Annotated in this window: 23 protein-coding genes; 9 read left to right on the forward strand and 14 right to left on the reverse strand. The window is 64.9% G+C overall.

Annotation, left to right across the window (positions count from 1 at the left end):
• Nucleotides 1-34: 34 nt before the first annotated feature.
• A complete protein-coding gene (locus tag L7H23_RS17260; protein WP_237837097.1) occupies nucleotides 35-856 on the reverse strand; it encodes a PhzF family phenazine biosynthesis protein in 822 nt (273 codons plus the stop codon).
• Complete coding sequence (pdxH, locus tag L7H23_RS17265; RefSeq protein ID WP_237837098.1) at nucleotides 853-1,431, reverse strand: pyridoxamine 5'-phosphate oxidase; 579 nt, start codon at nucleotides 1,429-1,431, stop codon at nucleotides 853-855. Before pdxH ends, L7H23_RS17260 begins: the two co-directional genes overlap by 4 nt.
• Before the next feature lie 125 nt (nucleotides 1,432-1,556).
• Here pdxH and L7H23_RS17270 point away from each other — a divergent pair, with 125 nt between their 5' ends.
• The 6 genes from L7H23_RS17270 (at nucleotide 1,557) to L7H23_RS17295 (ending at nucleotide 7,488) form a co-directional block, all read left to right on the forward strand.
• Nucleotides 1,557-2,489 carry a J domain-containing protein gene (locus L7H23_RS17270; RefSeq protein ID WP_237837099.1) on the forward strand — a complete coding sequence of 311 codons (933 nt, stop codon included), beginning with the start codon at nucleotides 1,557-1,559 and terminating at the stop codon, nucleotides 2,487-2,489.
• Between the two features lie 3 nt (nucleotides 2,490-2,492).
• Entirely contained in the window at nucleotides 2,493-3,578 is a 1,086-nt protein-coding gene (locus L7H23_RS17275) for a YihY/virulence factor BrkB family protein (RefSeq protein WP_237837100.1), read from the forward strand.
• Nucleotides 3,575-4,402 carry an enoyl-ACP reductase FabI gene (gene fabI, locus L7H23_RS17280; protein ID WP_237837101.1) on the forward strand — a complete coding sequence of 276 codons (828 nt, stop codon included), beginning with the start codon at nucleotides 3,575-3,577 and terminating at the stop codon, nucleotides 4,400-4,402. The genes L7H23_RS17275 and fabI overlap by 4 nt, the downstream gene beginning before the upstream one ends.
• Complete coding sequence (locus tag L7H23_RS17285) at nucleotides 4,395-4,925, forward strand: N-acetyltransferase (RefSeq protein WP_237837102.1); 531 nt, start codon at nucleotides 4,395-4,397, stop codon at nucleotides 4,923-4,925. The genes fabI and L7H23_RS17285 overlap by 8 nt, the downstream gene beginning before the upstream one ends.
• Nucleotides 4,926-4,929: 4 nt before the next feature.
• Nucleotides 4,930-6,006 (forward strand): chorismate synthase, encoded by a 1,077-nt coding sequence (aroC, locus tag L7H23_RS17290; protein ID WP_237837103.1) that lies wholly within the window; start codon nucleotides 4,930-4,932, stop codon nucleotides 6,004-6,006.
• A gap of 132 nt (nucleotides 6,007-6,138) precedes the next feature.
• Entirely contained in the window at nucleotides 6,139-7,488 is a 1,350-nt protein-coding gene (locus tag L7H23_RS17295; RefSeq protein WP_237837104.1) for a dicarboxylate/amino acid:cation symporter, read from the forward strand.
• Between the two features lie 9 nt (nucleotides 7,489-7,497).
• On the opposite strand, the gene L7H23_RS17300 is transcribed toward L7H23_RS17295, so the two are convergent.
• Nucleotides 7,498-8,382 carry a hypothetical protein gene (locus L7H23_RS17300; RefSeq protein ID WP_237837105.1) on the reverse strand — a complete coding sequence of 295 codons (885 nt, stop codon included), beginning with the start codon at nucleotides 8,380-8,382 and terminating at the stop codon, nucleotides 7,498-7,500.
• A gap of 172 nt (nucleotides 8,383-8,554) precedes the next feature.
• On the opposite strand from L7H23_RS17300, the gene L7H23_RS17305 reads away from it, so the two are divergent.
• Together L7H23_RS17305 and L7H23_RS17310 are read left to right on the forward strand one after the other, a co-directional pair.
• Entirely contained in the window at nucleotides 8,555-9,946 is a 1,392-nt protein-coding gene (locus L7H23_RS17305) for a cytochrome P450 (RefSeq protein ID WP_237837106.1), read from the forward strand.
• A gap of 38 nt (nucleotides 9,947-9,984) precedes the next feature.
• A complete protein-coding gene (locus L7H23_RS17310; protein ID WP_237837107.1) occupies nucleotides 9,985-10,701 on the forward strand; it encodes an extensin family protein in 717 nt (238 codons plus the stop codon).
• A 7-nt stretch (nucleotides 10,702-10,708) separates the two neighbouring features.
• On the opposite strand, the gene L7H23_RS17315 is transcribed toward L7H23_RS17310, so the two are convergent.
• The 11 genes from L7H23_RS17315 to L7H23_RS17365 form a co-directional block, all read right to left on the reverse strand.
• Entirely contained in the window at nucleotides 10,709-11,065 is a 357-nt protein-coding gene (locus L7H23_RS17315; RefSeq protein WP_237837108.1) for an iron-sulfur cluster assembly accessory protein, read from the reverse strand.
• Nucleotides 11,065-11,535: an SUF system Fe-S cluster assembly protein gene (locus tag L7H23_RS17320; RefSeq protein WP_237837109.1), complete on the reverse strand. Its 471-nt coding sequence runs from the start codon at nucleotides 11,533-11,535 to the stop codon at nucleotides 11,065-11,067. The genes L7H23_RS17315 and L7H23_RS17320 overlap by 1 nt, the downstream gene beginning before the upstream one ends.
• Nucleotides 11,532-12,734, reverse strand: a complete 1,203-nt coding sequence (locus L7H23_RS17325) for a cysteine desulfurase (RefSeq protein WP_237839289.1) — start codon at nucleotides 12,732-12,734, stop codon at nucleotides 11,532-11,534. The genes L7H23_RS17320 and L7H23_RS17325 overlap by 4 nt, the downstream gene beginning before the upstream one ends.
• A 38-nt stretch (nucleotides 12,735-12,772) precedes the next feature.
• Entirely contained in the window at nucleotides 12,773-13,498 is a 726-nt protein-coding gene (locus tag L7H23_RS17330; RefSeq protein WP_237837110.1) for a SufD family Fe-S cluster assembly protein, read from the reverse strand.
• Entirely contained in the window at nucleotides 13,495-13,809 is a 315-nt protein-coding gene (locus tag L7H23_RS17335) for a hypothetical protein (RefSeq protein WP_237837111.1), read from the reverse strand. Before L7H23_RS17335 ends, L7H23_RS17330 begins: the two co-directional genes overlap by 4 nt.
• A complete protein-coding gene (gene sufC, locus L7H23_RS17340; RefSeq protein ID WP_237837112.1) occupies nucleotides 13,806-14,549 on the reverse strand; it encodes a Fe-S cluster assembly ATPase SufC in 744 nt (247 codons plus the stop codon). Before sufC ends, L7H23_RS17335 begins: the two co-directional genes overlap by 4 nt.
• Nucleotides 14,533-14,778 (reverse strand): hypothetical protein, encoded by a 246-nt coding sequence (locus L7H23_RS17345; RefSeq protein ID WP_237837113.1) that lies wholly within the window; start codon nucleotides 14,776-14,778, stop codon nucleotides 14,533-14,535. The genes sufC and L7H23_RS17345 overlap by 17 nt, the downstream gene beginning before the upstream one ends.
• The gene (gene sufB, locus L7H23_RS17350; protein ID WP_237837114.1) at nucleotides 14,775-16,262 is read right to left on the reverse strand and encodes a Fe-S cluster assembly protein SufB; all 1,488 of its coding nucleotides are present in this window, start codon (nucleotides 16,260-16,262) and stop codon (nucleotides 14,775-14,777) included. The genes L7H23_RS17345 and sufB overlap by 4 nt, the downstream gene beginning before the upstream one ends.
• Nucleotides 16,259-16,720 carry an SUF system Fe-S cluster assembly regulator gene (locus tag L7H23_RS17355; protein ID WP_237837115.1) on the reverse strand — a complete coding sequence of 154 codons (462 nt, stop codon included), beginning with the start codon at nucleotides 16,718-16,720 and terminating at the stop codon, nucleotides 16,259-16,261. The genes sufB and L7H23_RS17355 overlap by 4 nt, the downstream gene beginning before the upstream one ends.
• Before the next feature lie 309 nt (nucleotides 16,721-17,029).
• Nucleotides 17,030-17,887: a helix-turn-helix domain-containing protein gene (locus tag L7H23_RS17360; RefSeq protein ID WP_237837116.1), complete on the reverse strand. Its 858-nt coding sequence runs from the start codon at nucleotides 17,885-17,887 to the stop codon at nucleotides 17,030-17,032.
• A 121-nt stretch (nucleotides 17,888-18,008) separates the two neighbouring features.
• The gene (locus L7H23_RS17365; protein WP_237837117.1) at nucleotides 18,009-19,829 is read right to left on the reverse strand and encodes a DUF885 domain-containing protein; all 1,821 of its coding nucleotides are present in this window, start codon (nucleotides 19,827-19,829) and stop codon (nucleotides 18,009-18,011) included.
• 67 nt (nucleotides 19,830-19,896) lie between these two features.
• Between L7H23_RS17365 and L7H23_RS17370 the strand changes: the two genes are divergently transcribed.
• Nucleotides 19,897-20,967 (forward strand): quinone-dependent dihydroorotate dehydrogenase, encoded by a 1,071-nt coding sequence (locus L7H23_RS17370; RefSeq protein ID WP_237837118.1) that lies wholly within the window; start codon nucleotides 19,897-19,899, stop codon nucleotides 20,965-20,967.
• Nucleotides 20,968-20,989: the final 22 nt, after the last annotated feature.

Here is a 20,989-nt window from a genome sequence, read left to right on the forward strand (position 1 = left end):
CGACGCGGGGCCCGGGATGCCCATGCCGACGCCCCTAGAGGAGGAATTCGCCGGCCAGCGTCGTGACGCAGCGGCCGGTCAGTTCGACGTGCTCGCCGGTCAGCCGGCAGCCGACATAGCCCCCCCGCGCGCTCGCCTGATAGGCGGCGAAATGATCGCGGCCCAGGCGCGTGGTCCAATAGGGTGCCAGGACGGCGTGCGCCGACCCGGTCACCGGGTCCTCGTCGATCCCGCCTCCCGGCACGAAAACGCGGCTTACGACATCGGCGCCCGACGGATCGCCGGCGCCCGGCGCAGTCGCGATGAACATCCGGTCTCCGCCCTTTTTGAGGGCGGCGAAATCGGGCGTCAGTGCGCGCACCTCTTCGGCGCCATGATAGGCGAGGATCGCATAGCCGCCGTCATGCCACAGCGTCTCGACGACCTCGCCGCCGACGGCCTTCACGGCCTCCGGCATCGGTTTCGCTTCGGCGCGGTAGGCGGGGAGCTGGACGTGATATTCATTATCCTCGTCGCCCCGCGTCACCTGCAGTATGCCTGCCCTGCGCGTCCTGAACCGCATCTCGTTTCGCCATTGGGCCGCAGAGAGCAGAACATGCCCGCTCGCCAGCGTGGCGTGGCCGCACAGCGCGACTTCGACCGTGGGCGTGAACCAGCGCAGCTCATAATCGGCCTCGCCGCTCTCGTCGGCGACGAGGAAGGCGGTTTCGGAGAGATTATTCTCCGCCGCGATCGCCTGCAGCATCGCGTCGCTCATCCATTCCTCGAGCGGCATGACCGCGGCGGGATTGCCGGCGAAGGGGCGGTCGGCGAAGGCATCGACGCGCGTGATCGGAAGCGAGCGGAGCGCACTCATGGATAGAGAAGTCCTTTCGTCCAGTTTTCGCCGTCGCGCACATAGAGGTTACGCTCATGCAGGCGATGTTCGCGATCCTGCCAGAACTCGATGCGCTCGGGCGTGACCCGCCAGCCCGACCAGCGCGGCGGACGCGGGACGTCCTGCCCGTCGAAACGCGCCTGCATTTCGGCAAAGCGCGCCTCGAAGGTTTCGCGGCTACCCAGCGGGCGTGACTGGTCGCTTGCCCAGGCACCGAGCTGGCTGTCGCGGCTGCGGGTCGCGAAATAGGCGTCGGCGGTGGCGTCGTCGACCGGCGTCACCGCACCTTCGATGCGAATCTGGCGGCGCAGCGATTTCCAGTGGAAGAGCAGCGCGACGTGCGCGTTCCCGGCCAGCTCGCCTCCCTTGCGGCTGTCGAGATTGGTATAGAAGACGAAGCCGTCGGGCCCATGCCCCTTCAGCAGCACCATCCGCAACGACGGGCGGCCGTCCGGCGTGCTGGTCGCAAGCGCCATCGCATTGGCGTCATTGGGTTCGCTTGTCCGGGCTTCGGCAAACCAGCTATCGAACAGGGCAAAGGGGGCGTCGCTCATCGTTGCGTCATAGTCCGGCAGGCGTTGCTGGTCGAGCGGGGAACTTGACCCCGATGGCGGATGTTCCCACATCGCCAGCCAATCAGGCCTTCACGGGCAGTCACTTATCGGGCTACAGGAGCAGAATGGCCGATCCCTATACCACCCTTGGCGTATCGAAGAGCGCGACCGAGGCGGAAATCAAGTCCGCGTACCGCAAGCTCGCCAAGGAGTTGCATCCCGACAAGAACAAGGACAACCCGAAAGCGTCGGAGAAATTCTCCGACGTGACCAAGGCGTATGACCTGCTGTCCGACAAGACGAAGCGCGGGCAATTCGACCGCGGCGAGATCGACGGCGAGGGCAATCCGGCGATGCCTTTCGGTTATGGCGGCGGCGGTTTCCGCGGTGACCCGCGCGGCGGCCAGCAGGGCGGTTTCGGTGGCTTCGGCACCGACGGCGCCGACTTCGGCGATATTTTCGAAGGGCTGTTCGGCGGACGCGGCGGCGGTGGCGGCGGGCCGTTCGGCGGCTTCGGCGGCCGCAGCGCGCCGCCGGCCAAGGGTGCGAATGTCGCGTATCGCCTGTCGGTATCTTTCGTCGATGCGGCGACGCAGGCGATGCAGCGCATCACGCTCGCCGATGGCAAGACGATCGACCTCAAGCTGCCCGCCGGCGTCGAAACGGGGACGCAGATGCGCCTCGCGGGCAAGGGGCAGGCCGGCCCGGGCGGCAATGGCGACGGCATCGTCACGATCACCGTCAAGGATCATCCCTTTTACGAGCGCGAGGGCGACAATATCCGCCTCGACCTGCCGATCACGCTGAACGAGGCGGTCAAGGGCGCGAAGGTCAAGGTGCCGACGGTCGACGGCCCGGTCATGCTGTCGATTCCCGCCGGCTCGACGTCGGGCAAGGTCATGCGTCTGAAGGGCAAGGGTTTCAGCCAGAAGAGCGGCGGGCGCGGCGACCAGCTCGTCCGGCTGATGATCGACCTGCCTGCCGAAGATGCCGAGCTTGCGAAACTGGTCGAGGCCTGGAGCGATCCCCGCGCGGTGCGGGCGGATCTCGGCGTGTGATGCGTGGCTGAGGGCAAACAGGAAAAGATCGTTGCCGCGCTTGAACGCGAAGTGGCCGCGGAAGTCGGTCAGGAGTTTCTTGCCGAAGGTCATTCGCCGCATTCGCCCGAGGCACGCGCCGAGCGCGCCAAGCGCGTCAAGCTGCGCGCGCGAGCACAGGGTGTCATCGACCGCGGGCGCGAGACACTGGGCCCCGGCACGCGTGCGTTCAGGATCCTGCGCCGCGTCGTGGTCGGTACCTATACCGACGGCTTCATCCACGCCGGCAACCTGGCCTATCTGGCGCTGATCGCGCTTTTCCCCTTCTTCATCCTCGTCGCCGCGGCGCTCAGCCTGCTTGGCGGCAGCCAGGGCGGGGAAACGGCGATCGAAGCCGTTTTCTCGCTGATGCCGCCGACCGTCGCCAAGGCGCTGGCGGGGCCGATCCGCGAAGTGATGGGCGCGCGCACCGGTATCTTCCTGTGGATCGGCGCGCTCGTTGCGCTGTGGACCGTCGGCAGCTTCATCGAGACGATGCGCGACATCCTGCGCCGTGCCTATGGCACGCATTTCAGCCGCGGGTTTTTCCATTACCGCCTGCTGTCGATCGGGATCATCACCGGGGCGGTCGTGCTGATGATCCTGTCGTTCAGCATGCAGGTGCTGATCGTCGGGATCGAGCAGTTCATCACCCGCGTGCTTCCCGCGGCCTATCAATCGGCGGGCACGGTGGCGATTTCGCGCGGCGTGTCGGGTCTGGGGCTGTTCCTTGCGATCTATCTGCTCTTCTATTCGCTGACCCCTTCGAAATACCGGCGCCTCAAAAATTGCCCGAAATGGCCCGGCGCATTGTTCACGACGCTCTGGTGGATCGGCGTCACGCTGGCGCTGCCGCCGCTCCTCGCCAGCCTGTTCAGCTATGACGTGACCTATGGCAGCCTTGCGGGCGTGATGGTCGCGCTCTTCTTTTTCTACCTCGTCGGATTGGGTATGGTGGTCGGCGCCGAACTCAATGCAGCCTTGGTGGAGGTTGAGGATTTGGGCCATGACGCTATTGGGCGCATCGACGACGTAATTATCGAAGACAAAAAGGCCGGAGAAAAACAATGACGGGTCTGATGAAGGGCAAGCGCGGGCTGATCATGGGCCTCGCGAACGACAAGTCGCTCGCCTGGGGTATCGCAAAGGCGCTGAATGCGCACGGCGCCGAGCTGGCGATCTCGTATCAGGGCGACGTAATGCTGAAGCGGGTAAAGCCGCTTGCCGATGAACTGGGCTGCGACTTCCTGATCGACTGCGACGTCGCCGACATGGATAATCTGGACGCCGCCTTTGCCACGCTGTCCGCGCGCTGGCCGACGATCGACTTCGTGGTTCACGCGATCGGGTACACCAACAAGGAAGCGCTGCGCGGCCATTATGCCGACGTGGGACTCGAAGATTTCCTGATGACGATGAACATCAGCGTCTACAGCTTCACCGCGGTCGCGAAGCGCGCCGCGGCGATGATGACGCCCTTCGATCCCGAGACGGGCACCGGCGGCGGTTCGCTGCTGACCCTCAGCTATTATGGCGCCGAGAAGGTGATCCCGCATTATAACGTCATGGGCGTCGCCAAATCGGCGCTCGAGACGAGCGTCAAATATCTTGCGAACGACTACGGTCCGCAGGGTGTGCGGGTGAACGCGATCTCGGCCGGCCCGATCAAGACGCTGGCGGCGAGCGGCATCGGCGACTTCCGTCTGATCCTGAAGTGGAACGAATATAACGCACCGCTGCGCCGCAACGTCACGATCGACGACGTCGGCGGCTCGGCGCTCTATCTGCTGAGCGATCTCGCATCGGGTGTTACCGGCGAAACGCACCATGTCGATGCAGGATACCACACGATCGGCATGAAGCAGGAAGACGCGCCGGACATCGCGCTTGCCTGACGAAATCGTCATCCGCGCCGCGACGGCGGCGGATGGCGATGCGATCGACAGCCTGATCCGGTCCGCCTTCTGCGCGACCGAATTCGGTCATCAGGGCGAGGCCGAACTCGTTCGCATGATCGGGGACGACGGAGATGTCATGACTTCTCTCGTCGCTGATCGCGAGGGCGAAATTGTCGGACATGTCCTCTTCAGCCGGATGGACGTAGAGGCGGAGGGCGCGCCGCTGCGGGCTGCGGGTCTTGCGCCTGTATCGGTGTCCCCGGCCTTGCAGGGGCAGGGGATCGGTGCAGCGCTGATACGGGCCGGCCTTGACGGGCTGCGCGGGCAAGGCGTCCGGATGAGCTTCGTCCTCGGTCACGAAGCCTATTACCCGCGATTCGGCTATTCGCCCGAGCTCGCGGCCCGCTTCGCCTCACCCTTTGCCGGGCCGCATTTCATGGCGATGATGCTGGACAGCGGCGCTGAATGGCCGCAAGGCGGCCGCGCGGACTATGCACCCGCCTTCGGCCGCTTGGGGTAGGCACATGAGTTTCAACAGCTTCGGACGTGTTCTTCGCTTCACCACCTGGGGGGAGAGCCACGGGCCCGCACTTGGTGCGGTGGTCGACGGCTGCCCGCCGCGGCTGTCGCTGTCCGAGGGTGACATCCAGCCTTTCCTCGACAAGCGCCGCCCCGGCCAGTCGCGCCACACGACGCAGCGGCAGGAGCCCGATCAGGTGCGCATCCTGTCCGGCATTTTCGAGGGCAAGACGACGGGCACGCCGATCAGCCTGATGATCGAGAATGTCGACCAGCGCTCGAAGGATTATGGCGAGATCGCGCAGGCCTATCGCCCCGGCCACGCCGATTATGCCTATGACGCCAAATATGGCATCCGCGACTATCGCGGCGGCGGCCGGTCGAGCGCGCGCGAGACCGCGGCGCGCGTCGCCGCGGGCGGGGTCGCGCGGCTGATCATTCCCGAGGTCCAGATCCACGCGTGGGTCGCCGAGATTGGCGGCGACGCGATCGATCCCGCGAACTTCGACCTCGAAGAAATTGATCGCAATCCCTTTTTCTGCCCGGATCCGGCCGCCGCGCAGCGCTGGGAAGGGCTGATGGACGCGGCACGCAAATCGGGCTCCTCGCTCGGCGCGGTGATCGAATGCGCCGCGAGCGGCGTTCCTGCCGGCTGGGGCGCGCCCATCTATGCCAAGCTCGACAGCGACCTCGCCGCGGCGATGATGGGGATCAATGCGGTGAAGGGCGTCGAGATCGGCGCGGGCTTTCAGGCGGCGCGGCTGCGCGGCGAGGAAAATGCCGACCCGATGCGCCCTGCGACCGACGGTAGCAACCGGCCCGATTTCCTGTCGAACAACGCCGGCGGTATCGCGGGCGGCATCTCGACCGGCCAGCCGGTGGTCGTCCGCGTCGCATTCAAGCCGACCAGTTCGATCCTGACGCCTGTCCCGACGATCAACAAGGCGGGCGAGGCGACCGATATCGTCACCAAGGGTCGCCACGATCCGTGCGTCGGCATCCGCGGCGCCCCGGTGGTCGAGGCGATGATGGCGCTGGTTCTGGCCGATCACAAGCTGTTGCACCGGGCGCAAAACGGCTGATCCAGGTCGCGGCGCGTCCCGGCCGGAAGGGGATGCCCACGCAATAATCGTGCGAGCCGATTGCGAGCGGCGCGCCACCCTGTTACCCCCGCTTCATAAGGACCCGCCGCTGCGGGACAGGGGAGCATGAAGATGGGCCGTCGCCTCACACTCTATATTCTGATCGGCATGATCCTAGGGGTCATCGTTGGTTATGCCGTCCGGGTCACCGTGCCCGCCGACAGCGAGGCATTCACCTACTGGCTTCGCAGCTTCACGCTGCTCTCGACCATTTTTCTCAACCTGATCAAGCTGATCGTCGCGCCGCTGATTCTGGGCACACTGGTCGCGGGAATCGCGCATATGGGCGACAGCTCGGCGCTCGGGCGTATCGGCAGCCGCGCGATTGCGTGGTTCATTCTCGCCAGCCTCATCTCGATCAGCCTCGGCCTGATCATGGTCAATTTCTTCGAGCCGGGGGCCGGCCTCAACCTGACCGTCGGCGCGCATTCGCTGGCCGAGGTCGGCGAGGTCAAGAAGCTCGACCTGTTCGAATTCATCGAACATGTGTTCCCGAAGAACATCTTCCAGGCGATGGCGGAGAACAACGTCCTCCAGATCCTCGTCTTCGCGCTCTTCGCCGGGGTCGGCCTCACCGCGATCGGCGAAAAGGGCAAGCCGCTGGTACGCGGGGCCGAGGCGCTCGCCGAGCTGATGCTCCAGATCACTGGCTATGTGATGCGTTTGGCGCCAATCGCGGTGTTCGGCGCGCTCGCCGGCGTCGTTGCCAAATATGGCCTCGGCATCCTCGGTACCTACGCCGAGCTGGTCACCGAATTCTATATGTCGCTCGTCCTGCTGTGGGTGCTGCTGCTCGGCATCGGTGCGATCTTCCTCGGCAAACGCATCGTCCAGCTGATCCGCTATGTCCGCGAACCGTTGCTGATCGCCTTCTCGACCGCGTCATCGGAAGCGGCGATGCCGAAACTGTTCGAGCAGCTCGACCGTTTTGGCGTGCCGCGCCGCATCTCGGGCTTCGTGCTGCCGCTGGGCTATAGCTTCAACCTCGACGGATCGATGATGTACGCCAGCTTCGCGACGATCTTCATCGCGCAGGCCTATAATATCGAGCTGTCGATGACGCAGCAGATTCTGATCCTGCTGACGCTGATGGTGTCGTCAAAGGGGATCGCCGCGGTGCCGCGCGCCAGCCTGGTCGTCATCACCGCGACGCTGGCGATGTTCGACCTGCCCGTCGAGGGCGTGGCGCTGATCTTCGCGATCGACCAGTTCCTCGACATGGGCCGCACTGCAACCAATGTCGTCGGCAATGCCGTCGCGACATCGGTCATCACCAAATGGGAAGGCATGCTCGAAGAACCCGACGCGGCCTTCGCCGATCGACCGCACGCGCCCGCGCACACGTCGCATCACGGCGCGCGCGGGCTCGACCTTCAGGAAGATATGGTCAGCGATAAGCGGACACCGCCCGCCGAGAGCTGATCGCGCCGGTCAGTCCTCGCGGGTGTGGTTCGGCCGATCGACGCGCGGGGCGCGGCCCTGCGGGGCCGGTCGCGTCTCGTTGCGGACGGCAGGCGGCGCGCTGCGCACCGGCGCGGGCGCGGTCGCCTGCGGTGTCGGGGCAGGGCGATAGCCGCCCGGCTGTCCCATCGGGGCCTGCCGCGGCGGACGTCCGGCCGCGCCGGGGTTGCGCGGCGTCCAGTTCCGCGGCGGCGTTGCCGCGCTGCCATCGGGCGAACCGACAGGGGCGTCGGCACGCGGCGGGCGCGGGCGAACCGAGTTGCCATCGCCCCGCGGCGGGCGCCCGACCCACGGGCGATCGGGCCGTCCCGGGTTGGTCGTCGTCGGCGGGGTGCCGTTGTTGCCGTTGCCGGCGCCAGGACCAGGCTGTCCGTTTCCTTGACCGTCGCCGCGGCCGGGGTGTCCGTTCCACCCGCCGGGCCGTCCGGGTCGGCCGTCGCCATGGCCGTCACCGCGGCCCGGATGATTCCATTTTCCGTCGCCGCCATGATGCTTCCACCACGCGCGGCGCCCGCCCCAATAGTTCAGATACTGGCCGCGCAGCGGGTAGCGGTTGTTATAGCTGTCGAAGAGCCACAGGCCGTAGCCGGGGTAATAATAGTTGTCGTACCAGCCGCCACCGAAACCGATCTGCGCGAAGCCGCCGCCGTAGTCCGACCCGTCGTAGCAGTCGTAACCATAGCCGTCGTCATAGGCGTAGCCGTCATAATCATAATAATCCGCGCCATAGCGTGTCGCACAGTCGCCGCCGGCATAGCTGGAGCCGTAAACGTCGCCGTAATAGCAGCCGCCAAGCGTCGTCGTCGCGAGCGCCGCGAGCGCGATGGAGAGGGGGCGCCGAAAACTCTTGGCCATGGCATTGTCCTTTAGGGTCCAAACGGATGCGACCCGTTATCTTGCCATGAGAATGCATGAGTCGAGTTGAATTTGCGGTGAATGGAGTCCGATGCCGGGACAGGCGTTACTTGCATTGATGTCAGTAGTTCGATAGCCATGGCATTATCGCAACGAAGATGAGGCCTCCCCGATGAACGCGCCTGCGAAACTCGAATGGTCGGAAGGCCGTTTCGGCCCCGACACCGCGCACTGGCTGCCGCGCAATCCCGATGCAGCGCTCGACCATATTCCCGGTGAGGACGGCATGCCGATCATCGGAAACACGCTCGAACAGCTGCGCGACTATCCTTCGTTCACGCAGCGGATGGTGGGCAAATACGGCCGTGTCTATCGCAACAACAGCTTTGGCGGACGCAGCGTCGCGCTGCACGGGCCCGAGGCGAACGAACTCGTAATGTTCGACCGCGAGAAGATATTCTCGTCCGAACAGGGCTGGGGTCCGGTGCTCAACCTGCTTTTCCCGCGCGGGCTGATGCTGATGGACTTCGAAAAGCATCGCGCCGACCGCAAGGTTCTGTCGGTCGCGTTCAAGCCCGAACCGATGCGCCATTATGCCGACTCGCTGAACGAGGGCATCCGCGACCGGATTGGCGCGTGGAGTGGCAAGACCTTCAAATTCTATCCGGCGATCAAGGAATTGACGCTCGACCTTGCCGCGACCAGCTTCCTCGGCATTCCGTGGGGACCCGAGGCCGACAAGGTCAACAAGGCCTTCGTCGACATGGTACAGGCCTCGATCGGCGTCGTGCGCCGTCCGCTGCCCTTCACCGCGATGGGCCGCGGCGCGAAGGGGCGCGCGTACCTCGTCGACTATTTCGGCAAGATGGTCCCCGAGCGCCGCGACGGCGCGGGTGAGGATATCTTCAGCCAGATCTGCCGCGCAAAGGACGACGACGGCGAATATCTCAGCATCGGCGCGATCGTCGACCATATGAACTTCCTGATGATGGCGGCGCACGACACGATCACGAGTTCGATCACCACCATGGTGTACCAGCTCGCGAAACATCCCGAGTGGCAGGACCGGCTGCGCGAGGAGATGCTGAGCGTCGCGCCGGCTGGCGAGGGGGTCGGGCACAACGGGCTCGGCGAACTCGAGATGACCGAATGGGCGTTCAAGGAATCGCTCCGTCTCGTGCCTCCGGTGCCGAGCTTCCCGCGCCGTGCGCTCAGGGATTTCGAATTCGGCGGCTATCGCATTCCGGCGGGGACCTCGGTCGGCGTCAGCCCCGCCTTCACGCACATGATGGAGGAGCATTGGCCCGAACCCGAGAGGTTCGACCCGATGCGCTTCGCGCCCGAACCGACCCGCGACCGGCACAAATATGCGTGGGTGCCCTTCGGCGGCGGCGCGCATATGTGCCTGGGACTGCACTTCGCCTACATGCAGGCGAAGATCTTCTTCCACCATGTCGTCACCACGCACCGGATCGTCGTCGCCGAAAGCTATGCGCCCGAATGGCAGATGCTGCCGATCCCGCGGCCGAAGGACGGGCTGTCGGTGAGATTCGAACCGCTCTGAAGCTTGCCCGCTGGCGCCTCGCGCGCCATCTGGGGCGAATGAAAAGCCTGCGCCCCTATCTGATCTGGTTTGCCATCGCCGTCGTGCTGGCGCTCGGGGCGATCCGCTTCATGCAATGGGTGCGCCAGCATCCCGAGCATTTCCCGGGGGCACGCTTCGAACTCGGGCATCCGCAGGGCTGGGCGACGCACCGCAAGTTGATGAATTTCACGGATGATGACGCCGCCTGTTTCGCCGCCTTCGACCGGGCGAAGGCGGGCTATGAGCGGCGGCCGGTCGTGGGGACGGGCCTGTGCCGCGCAAGCCAGCGGATGGTGCTGACCGGCAACGGCTTCGTGCCCACCATGCGTCCGGCCAACGCCGCGCCGGGCTGCGCCGTGACCGCGGCGATGGCGCTCTGGGCCCGCGATGTCGTGCAGCCGGCGGCGCGGAAATATTTCGGACAGAATGTCGTCGAGCTGGAAAATATGGGCAGCTATAATTGCCGCAAGATCGCCGGCCGCGATGCACAGAGCGAGCATTCGACCGCCAATGCGATCGATATTTCGGCTTTCGTTCTGGCCGACGGGACACGCATCACGCTGATCAACGACTGGAAGCCGGGCGACAGGCGTAGCGAGTTTCTGCACGCGGTGCGCGACGGGTCATGCGACCTGTTCTCGACGGTCCTGTCACCCGATCATAACGCCGCGCACGCCAATCATTTCCACCTCGACATGGCGGTGCGGATGGGTGGCTGGTCAGTCTGCCGCTAGGCCGGATTCAGACGGTGAAGCTCTCGCCGCAGCCGCACGCGCCCTTGGCGTTCGGGTTCTCGAAGACGAAGCCCGCGGCGAAATCATCCTCGACCCAGTCCATCGTGCTGCCGATCAGGTAAAGCACCGACGCGCCGTCGATGTAGAAGGTGCCGCCGGGGGTCTCGATCTTCTCGTCGAACTTCTGCTCTTCGGTGACATAGTCGACCGAATAGGCGAGGCCCGAGCAGCCGCGGCGCGGGGTCGACAGGCGGACGCCGATCGCGCCCTCGGGGGCGGCCGCCATCAACTTGGCGATGCGTTCCTCGGCGTTCCCGGTCAGCGCGACGGCGGCGGGACGGGCGCGGGTCTTTGTCTCGGTCATCACAGCATTCCCAGTTCGAGGCGCGCTTCGTCGCTCATATTCTGCGGCGACCACGGCGGATCCCAGACGAGATTGACCTCGGCATCGCCGACCCCGGGAACCGCGCCGACGCGCAACTCGACCTCTGCGGGCATCGATTCGGCGACCGGGCAATGCGGCGTGGTCAGCGTCATCGTGACCATCACATGACCCTCGTCGATCTCGACATTGTAGATGAGCCCGAGGTCGTAGATGTTCACCGGGATTTCGGGGTCATAGATGTCCTTGAGCGCATTGATCACGGCCTCATAGAGGTCGCCGCCGACCGCGCCGGGTTCGACCGCCACGGGTTTGGCCGCGAGGAAGCCCTCCAGATAGTCGCGCTTGCGCTCCAGCTTTTCGGGCGCGGTCTCGACATCCTCGACGCGCGCCTTGGGCGGCGCCTCGACGCTCGTCACTTCTTCCACCTTGATCATGCGATCCTCGCTCATCCGAAAATCCTCTCGACGCGTGACAGGCCCTCGATCAGCGCCGTCACATCGTCCTGATTGCTGTATACGCCAAAGCTCGCGCGCGCGGTCGCGGGGACACCCAGATGCTCCATCAGCGGCTGTGCGCAATGGTGCCCGGCGCGGATCGCGACCCCGCTTTCGTCCAAGATAGTGCCGATGTCGTGCGGATGAACCCCCGCCATCGAAAAGCTCACGATTCCGGCGCTGTTTTCAGGGCCATAGAGCGTGATGCTGTTCTTGCGCGCCAGCGCCTCGCGTAGCTTGCCGACGAGCGCGATCTCGTGCGCGTGGATCGCGTCGATCCCGATCGCCTCGACATAATCGACCGCCGCTGCGAGCCCGATCGCCTCGATAATCGCCGGCGTGCCCGCCTCGAAGCGGGTGGGGGCGGGGGCGTAGGTGGTTTTCGCGAAAGTTACGCGGTCGATCATCGATCCACCCCCCTGCCACGGCGGCAAGGTGTCGAGCTTGTCGCTCCACAACACACCGATGCCGGTGGGGCCGTAGAGCTTGTGGCCCGAGAAGGCGTAATAGTCGCAGCCCAATGCCGCGACGTCGACGGGCAGGCGCGGGACCGCCTGACAGCCGTCGATCAGCAGTTCGGCGCCGACGCGGTGTGCGAGTTCGGCGGCGCGCGCGACGTCGAGCGGGCTGCCGAGCACGTTCGAGACATGCGCGAAGGCGACCATCGTGTGCTCGGGGGTCAGCAGCTTTTCGGCGGCGTCGAGGTCGATGCGGCCGTCGGCGGTCAGCGGGCACACATCGACCTGCCAGCCCGCGAGCTGCCAGGGCACGATATTGCTGTGATGCTCGAGCACCGACAGCAGCACGCGGCCCTTGCGCGGGTGCGAATAGGCGACGAGGTTGATCGCCTCGGTCGCGCCGCGCACGAAAGCTACGTCATTCTCGCGCGCGCCGATAAACGCCGCGATCCGCCGCCGTGCCGCCTCATAGGCCAGCGTCATGTCGGCCGAACGCGCATAGACGCCGCGGTGCACGGTCGCATAGTCTCGGCCCATCGCGTTCACCGTCGCGTCGATCACCGCCTGCGGCTTTTGCGCGGTCGCGGCGGTGTCGAGATAGTGCCAGCCGGGGTTGAGGCCGGGGAACTGGTCTCTAATCCCGTTCGTGTCGAGCGAAGTCGAGACACCCCGAAGGCGTGCGTTACCGATGGGCATCTCGACTTCGCTCGATGCGAACGGGGAAGGGAGGTTGGTCACACCAATTCCCCCAATTTCGCGAGCGCGAGCGCCTGCAGCCTTTCCTCATCCTCGGCGCCGTCGAAGGCGCCCGCGACGAAGGCCTGCAGCAGCAGCTTCTTCGCCTCGGCGGGCGGCAGCCCGCGCGACTGGAGATAATAGAGGCTCATCGCGTCGAGTTCGCCGATCGCGCAGCCGTGCGCGCATTTGACGTCGTCGGCGAAGATTTCGAGCTCGGGCTTGGCGTTGGCGGTCGCGCTGCGGTCGAGCAGCATCGCCTTCACATCCTGCTCGCTGTCGGTCTGCTGCGCATCGCGCGCGACGGCGACCTTGCCGAGATAGGTGCCGGTCGCGGTGCCGCCGAGGACCGAGCGAACCATCTGCCGCGACGTCGCGCCGGGTTCGGCGTGGGTGACGGTGGTGACGATCTCGAGATTTTGTTCGCCGCCGCCGATCTGCGCCGCGCCGAGATGGAAGTCGGCACCTTCGTGGAGCGTCACGGCGAGCTCGATGCGGCCATAGGCACCGCCGATGTTGAGCACGTGCAGCGATGCGGTTGCGCCCTTGCCGAGCACGAGTTCGATCTGGCGGATATCGCCTGCGTCCTGCACGATCGCGCGGCGGAAGTCGCCGCCTGCGGGCACGACGATGCTCTCGGGCGCGGGCAGCGGCCACGCCGCGGCCACCGCGCCCAAATCGCTATAGCGCCACGCTTCGTCGCGCCGGTTGGGGAGGGCGGTCATGGCCGGCGCTCCGCCCATTCGCGGCGGAAGTCCGCGAGCAAAGTCGATTTGCGCTTGTCGATGCAGGCCTTCACTTCGGTCTGGTTCGATGCGCCCTTCTTGACGCAGGTCGCACTCGTCTTGCAAAGCTGCGCATCGAGACGCGCGTTGCCGCTGCTTTCGCTGAGGTCGCAATGATAGCGACCCTTGGCGTCGCGGCCGACCATCACAGCAAGGCTGCCCAGCTTCTGTGCGATCACGACGATTTCCTCGTCGGTCGGTACCGGCTCGGGCGCCTGCGCAATTGTCAGAAGGGCGAAGGCGAGGATCACGCCGCGATCTCCGCATAGCCTTCGCGTTCAAGCTCAAGCGCGAGTTCGGGGCCGCCCGACTTGACGATGCGGCCGGCGGCGAGGACGTGGACGAAATCGGGCTGCACATAGTCGAGCAGGCGCTGATAATGGGTGATCAGCAGCACCGCCTTGTCGGGGCGACGCATGATCGCGTTGATCCCGTCGCCGACGACGCGCAGCGCGTCGATGTCGAGGCCTGAGTCCGTCTCGTCGAGGATCGCGAGCTTGGGGTCGAGGATGCCCATCTGCACCATCTCGTTGCGCTTCTTCTCGCCGCCCGAAAAGCCGACGTTCACCGGGCGCTTGAGCATGTCCATGTCGAGCTTGAGCAGCCCCGCCTTCTCGCGCGCGAGCTTCAGGAAGTCGCCACCAGACAATGGCTCTTCGCCGCGCGCCTTTCGCTGGGCGTTGAGGCTCTCGCGCAGGAACTGGACGTTCGACACGCCGGGGATTTCGACCGGATACTGGAAACCGAGGAAGAGGCCGGCGGCGGCGCGTTCGTGCGGGTCCATTTCGAGCAGGTCCTGCCCGTCGAAGGTCGCCGAGCCCTCGGTGACCTCATAACCTAGGCGTCCGCCGAGGACATAGGAGAGCGTCGACTTGCCCGCGCCGTTGGGACCCATGATTGCATGGATCTCGCCCGCATTGATGCTGAGCGACAGGCCCTTCAGGATCGGCTTGTCGGCGACGGTGGCGTGGAGGTTATCGATTTTGAGCATTATAAATCCGCAATAATTCAGGGTTTTGTTTCAGGTGACGTGCGAGCCGCACGTCGCGAAGGCGTGTCACCAGTCGGTGAATATAAAAGAAGGCGAGCAATGCGCCGACCGAGGCTGCGGTCGGATTATCCCGCGTGAAGCCGAGATAGCTTCCCGCGCAGCAGAGCAGGAGCATGAATAATGCAAACCAGAACTCGCTTCCGAGATTTTCGGGCAAATCGTTGCTCACCCAACTGACCCCTCAAGGCTGATCCCCAGCAACTTCTGCGCCTCGACCGCAAACTCCATCGGCAGTTGCTGCAGGACTTCCTTGGCAAAGCCGTTGACGATCAATGCCACCGCTTCTTCCTGCCCCAGTCCGCGCTGCATCGCGTAGAAGAGCTGGTCGTCGCTGATCTTGCTTGTCGTCGCTTCATGTTCGACGGTCGCGCTCGGGTTGCGGACTTCGATGTACGGCACGGTGTGTGCGCCGCAGGTGCTGCCCAAAAGCAGGCTGTCGCACTGGGTGAAGTTGCGGACGCCCTCGGCATTGGGCGCGACGCGAACGATGCCGCGATAGGTGTTGTTCGACTTGCCCGCGCTGATCCCCTTCGAAACGATGGTCGAGCGCGTGCGCTTGCCATTGTGGATCATCTTGGTGCCGGTGTCGGCCTGCTGGTAATTGTTGGTGACCGCGACCGAATAGAATTCGCCGACGCTGTCGTCGCCGTTCAGCACGCAGCTCGGATATTTCCACGTGATCGCGCTGCCGGTTTCGACCTGCGTCCACGACACCTTGCTGCGCTTGCCTTGGCACAGCGCGCGCTTGGTCACGAAATTATAGATGCCGCCAAGCCCCTCGGCATTGCCGGGGTACCAGTTCTGGACGGTCGAATATTTGATCTCGGCATCGTCGAGCGCGACCAGTTCGACCACCGCGGCGTGAAGCTGGTTCTCGTCGCGCATCGGCGCGGTGCAGCCTTCGAGATAGCTGACGTACGCGCCCTTGTCGGCGATGATCAGCGTCCGCTCGAACTGTCCCGTATTCTCGGCATTGATGCGGAAATAGGTGCTGAGCTCCATCGGACAGCGGACACCTTCGGGCACGTAAACGAAGGTGCCGTCGGAGAAGACCGCGCAGTTCAAGGTCGCGAAATAATTGTCGTGCATCGGCACGACCTTGCCGAGCCATTTCTTCACCAGCTCGGGATATTCGCGGATCGCCTCGCTGATCGACAGGAAGATCACCCCCGCGCGCTTCAGTTCCTCGCGGAAGGTCGTCGCGACGCTGACGCTGTCGAACACAGCGTCGACCGCGACCTTGCGCGCGCCCTCGACGCCGGCGAGGACCTTCTGCTCCTCGATCGGAATGCCGAGCTTCTTGTAGACCTCAAGGATCTCGGGATCGACCTCGTCGAGGCTGGAGAGCTTCGGCTTCGGCTTGGGCGCCGCGTAATAATAGGCGTCCTGATAGTCGATCGGCGGGACGTTGAGCTTCGCCCAGTCGGGCGTCTCCATCGTCTGCCAATGGCGGAACGCCTTCAGCCGCCAGTCGAGCATCCATTCGGGCTCGTTCTTCTTCGCGCTGATGAAGCGGACCGTATCCTCGGTCAGCCCCTTGGGCGCGAAGTCGGTCTCGATGGCCGAGGACCAGCCATGCTCATAATCGGCGACCTTCGCCGCGGCGTCGTGCGCGGCCTGATCCTTGACGGGGGTTTCGGTGTTGTCGGTCATAATCTGATCTCGTCGCCGGCCATCGCGGGGGTCGGCCGGGTGAATGTCGGTTTCGGCGCAGTCGAAAGGCTGGCGAGGCTGATGTCCGCCAGTGCGCCCCGCACCGCGCCGTTCACAACGCCCCAGTGCGGTTGCACCTTGCAGCTCCCTTCGAGCGAGCAGTCATGGCGCCCTTCGGCGACGCAGGCGGTGAGGGCGATCGGCCCTTCGACCGCTTCGATGATGTCGGCGACGTTGATCGCCGCCGCGGGCCGCGCGAGGCGGATGCCGCCGCCGCTGCCGCGCGAGGCAACCAGCAGGCCTGCGCGCGCGAGGCTGCTCACCAGCTTTTGCGCGGTCGGCCCCGGAATGCCCGTTTGCTCGGCAAGCACGCCCGCGCTGAGTGCCACCGACCCGCATTGACGGGCGGCGGCACTCATCAGCACCACGGCATAATCGGCAAGGTTCGACAGGCGCATGTTCTTTTCCGTCGCAATTGCGAACGATTCTTAACTGGAGTAAATTACTCCACTTATATAGGCGAGGGGTTCGCAGTGCGCAAGCAAGGCGGGGTTTCGGGCGCGCAAGAAAATCATGGCCCAAAAAAAGCACCCGCCCGGCGGATGCCAAACGGGTGCCAAGATGAAGGTCTCTGTCCTCGTCAGAGGAAGAGCTCTTCTGGGTCGCAAGGGTGGATTATGCCTGCGGGGCGATTCGCGATTGTACGGAAACGCCAAATCGTAATCCGGCGCTATTTTATTTCGCTTCGTCGCCCGCGGGCGATGCCGTCAGGTATCGGAGACGAGCGGGCTGACCTTGCCCGTAAGCTGTTTGCGGCCCTTGGTCGTCGCTTCGGTATAGAGCGTCGGGCGCGACAGCTGTCCGGGTGTCGCGCCGGTGAAGCGCTTGATCTCCCGGATAAGGTGCGACTGGTCGTAGAAGGCATCGCCGAGATCGGCATCGTCGAGGGTCTGGCCGCGCGCGATCGCCGAGGCCGCGCGCACCGCACGATATTTGCGCGCCAGCATGCGCGGCGACAGACCGTAATAATGTTTCGTCATTCGCTCGACCGAGCGGATCGACATGCCTGTCGCCTCGACCAGATCGGGCACCTGCGGGCTGACCGCCTCGGTCAGCCACCGGTCGACGGTCCGCGTGAACCACATCGGCGCGGGCTCGTTTTTCTTCAGGATCTCGCGGACGAAATTATTGCCGATGACCAGCCGCTCTTCGGTATTTTCCGCGGCGATCAGTGCTTCAACCACATCGTCGATCCAGTCGCCGAACAGGTCGGCGGCATCCATCGCGCGGTCGGTCAGCTTGTCGGCATGGTCGCCCATCAGCGTTGCCCATCCGGCCGGCATCATCCCGAAGCCATAGATGCGCAGCGGCCCGCGACCGGTCGCGCGCACGCTGCCGCTGGTCGGGCCGATGATCGTGGCGCGTCTCGCCGGAAAGCGGTGGCCGTCGGGAAAGATATATTCGCCCTCGGCGTGGCTCATGATGCGGAACTGCGGACGGTCGGCCCGCTCGCTCTCGTCGAACAGCGGCATGTCGAGCCGGACGAAATAGAAGCTCGAGACCATCTCCGCCAGATCGGGATCGGGCGGGAAATATTGCAGCTCGAACGGCGTATCGCCGTCCACGCCCGATGGCGAAGAGGAAACTTCCGACATGACGAGACCGACCCCGGGCAGCTTTGTTGCCGCCTTTTTCTGTCTCCTATAATTTTCCATTTGTCGCGGGGCGTCAACCCGCAATTCCCTGTCAGCTTTGCTTGGCCTTCGCGATCCAGGCGTCGACGCGGCGTTCGAGGATGTCGAGCGGCACCGGCCCTGATTCGAGCACGACGTCATGAAAGGTCTTGTAGTCGAAGCGCGAACCGAGCTGCGTTTGCGCGCGCTCGCGCAGTTCCATGATCTTGAGCTTGCCGATCATGTACGCCGTCGCCTGTCCCGGATAGACGATATAGCGCTCGATCGCCTTCTCGATGTCGCCTTGCGGGTTCGGGGTGTTGTCCTTCAGATATTTGATCGCCTGTTCGCGCGTCCAGCGCTTGTCGTGGATGCCGGTGTCGACGACGAGCCGGCACGCGCGCCACAGCTCCATGCCGAGACGGCCGAAATCGCTGTAGGGATCGGCGTAGAAGCCCATGTCCTTGGCCAGTTCCTCCGAATAGAGGCCCCAGCCTTCGGTATAGGCGGTGAAACCGCCGAAGCGGCGGAACGGCGGCAGCCCTGTGAGTTCGGTCTGGACCGCGCGCTGCAGATGGTGGCCCGGAACGCCCTCGTGATAGGCGAGCGCCTCGAGTTCGGTCTTCGACATATCCTTGAGGTCGTAGAGGTTCACATAATAGGTGCCGGGCCGCGATCCGTCGGGCGAGGGCGACTGATAGAAGGCCTTGCCTGCCGATTTCTCGCGAAAGGCCTCGACTGCCTTTACCTGCAGCGGCGCCTTGGGCAGCGTGTTGAAGAAGGCGGGGAGGCGCGCCTCCATCGCCTTTACCTTCGCCGCGACGTCGGCGAGATATTCCTCGCGGGTCGTATAATAATATTGCGGGCTCGTCCGCAGATGCTCGAAGAATTGCGGCAGCGTGCCCTTGAAGCCCACCTTCGTCTTGATCGCTTCCATCTCGCCGTGGATGCGCGCGACTTCGGCAAGGCCGAGGTCGTGGATCTGCGCCGCGGTCATGTCGGTGGTCGTGTAGTTGGCGAGCAGCGCCTCATAATAGGCCTTGCCCTCGGGCATGCGCCATACCCCGTCCTGTGTAGGCGCGATTGCCTGCTGGCGCTTCATCTCGGTGAGCAGGCGGGAATAGGCAGGGCTCGCGATATTGTGCCACTCCACGATGGCTGAAGCGATCAATGCGGCCTTTTGGGTCGCGTCGATGTCGAGCTTGCCCACCTTTGCCTTGAAATCCTCGATTACCGCATTGTCGGGCATCACCAGATTGCCGATGTCCGAAATGACATAGGCATAGACCCATTTCGGCGGTGCATAACCCTTGGCCGCGCGCTCGGCCGATTGTGCCGACAGCGCGTCGAGGAGCGAGCCGAGCCCGCGGATGCGCTCGATATAGGCTTCGGCTTCGGCGACATTGGCAACGCGGTGGATGTTGATCAGGAAGGCGGGGAGCTGGCTCTGCGCGCCATTCATCTGGTCGAAGATATATTCATGATCGCGGAAGGCGAAGAGGCGGTCGGCGCGCGCCGCCTGCGCGTTGAACAACTCGAACGACAGCGCTTCGTCTTCGGACAGCGTCTTGGGGTCGAAGCTGCCGCGCATCGCCTCGGCGCTGACCTGCTGCAGCTTGTGGCTCGCGACCTCGGCTTCGTCGCTGACGTCGTTCCACTTGCCATAGTCGGCGTCGCGGATACCCCGATAGGCTTTGCCCTGCGGGCTCAGCGACAATTGCGCCGCGTCGTAATTGTCGAAGAATTGCGCGAGCGACGCGCCCGCAGGTGCCGGGGGAGGGGCTTCGGTCGATGCCGTTACGGGGGCTTCGCTGACGACGGCGGGGGTGCAGGCGGCAGTTGAAGCCAACAGCAGCGCGGTGGACAGGCGGGCGGCAAGGCGAAGCTGCGACACTTTTATCTCCCTGTTTTCGGATGAGGGCGGGCTTGCCATAGCGCCCCGGCGCGCGCAATGGCGGGCCATGCCGCTCTTCGCCTCCGTCGCCGATGCCGCCTATGCGCTCGTTCGTCCGCTCGTTCATGCGACCGATGGCGAAGCAGCGCACAATCTGACCCTGAATGCGCTCCAGCCGTTGCCGCGCGCGCGTCATGCGCTGACCAGCCCGGTGCTGGCGACCGAACTGGCGGGGCTGCATTTCCCAAATCCCGTCGGCCTCGCGCCGGGTTTCGACAAGGATGCGCGCGTGGCACATGCGATGCCGCATTTCGGCTTCGGTTTCGTCGAGGTCGGCACGCTCACCCCGCTGCCGCAGGAAGGCAATCCGCGCCCGCGCCTGTTCCGGCTGGTCGAGGATCGTGCGGTGATCAACCGCATGGGCTTCAACAATGGCGGGCAGGCGAAGGCGGCCGAACGCATCGCGTGCCTGCGTCGTTACGGACTGCCGGTGCCGCTTGGCATCAATATCGGCGCGAACAAGGACAGCGCCGACCGCATCGCCGATTATGCGAAGGGCACGGCAGCGATGGCGCCGCTCGCCGACTATCTGACGGTGAATATCAGCTCGCCCAACACGCCGGGTCTTCGCGCCCTGCAGGACAGGGCTTCGCTCGAGGCGCTGCTCGACGGTGTTGCCGCCGCGCAGCCCGCAGACGCGCCCAAGCCTGTATTCCTGAAGGTCGCCCCCGACCTCGAGCCGGCCGACATCGACGACATCGTTGCGGTTGCTTTCGACAAGGGGCTCGCGGCGGTGATCGTCTCGAACACCACCATTCTTCGTCCGGCGCTGGCGTCGCGTCATGCCGAAGAGGCGGGAGGGCTCTCGGGGGCGCCGCTTGCCGATCTTGCGCTCCGCCGCGTCAAGGATTTCCGCGCTGCCAGCGGCGGCAAGCTGCCGCTGGTTGCTGCCGGCGGCATCGCATCGCCCGAACAGGCATGGGCACGCATCCGCGCCGGCGCCAGCCTGGTCCAGATCTATTCGGCGATGGTCTATGAAGGACCCGGCCTCGCTGCGCGCATTGCGCATGGCCTTGAAAAGCTAGCGGGGCGCGACGGCTTCTCGCGCGTTGCCGATGCGGTCGGCGCGGATGACTAACCCGCGCGGGGTTGCGCTGAAT

The organism is Sphingopyxis sp. BSN-002, assembly GCF_022024275.1.
In the GTDB taxonomy this organism is placed as follows: domain Bacteria; phylum Pseudomonadota; class Alphaproteobacteria; order Sphingomonadales; family Sphingomonadaceae; genus Sphingopyxis.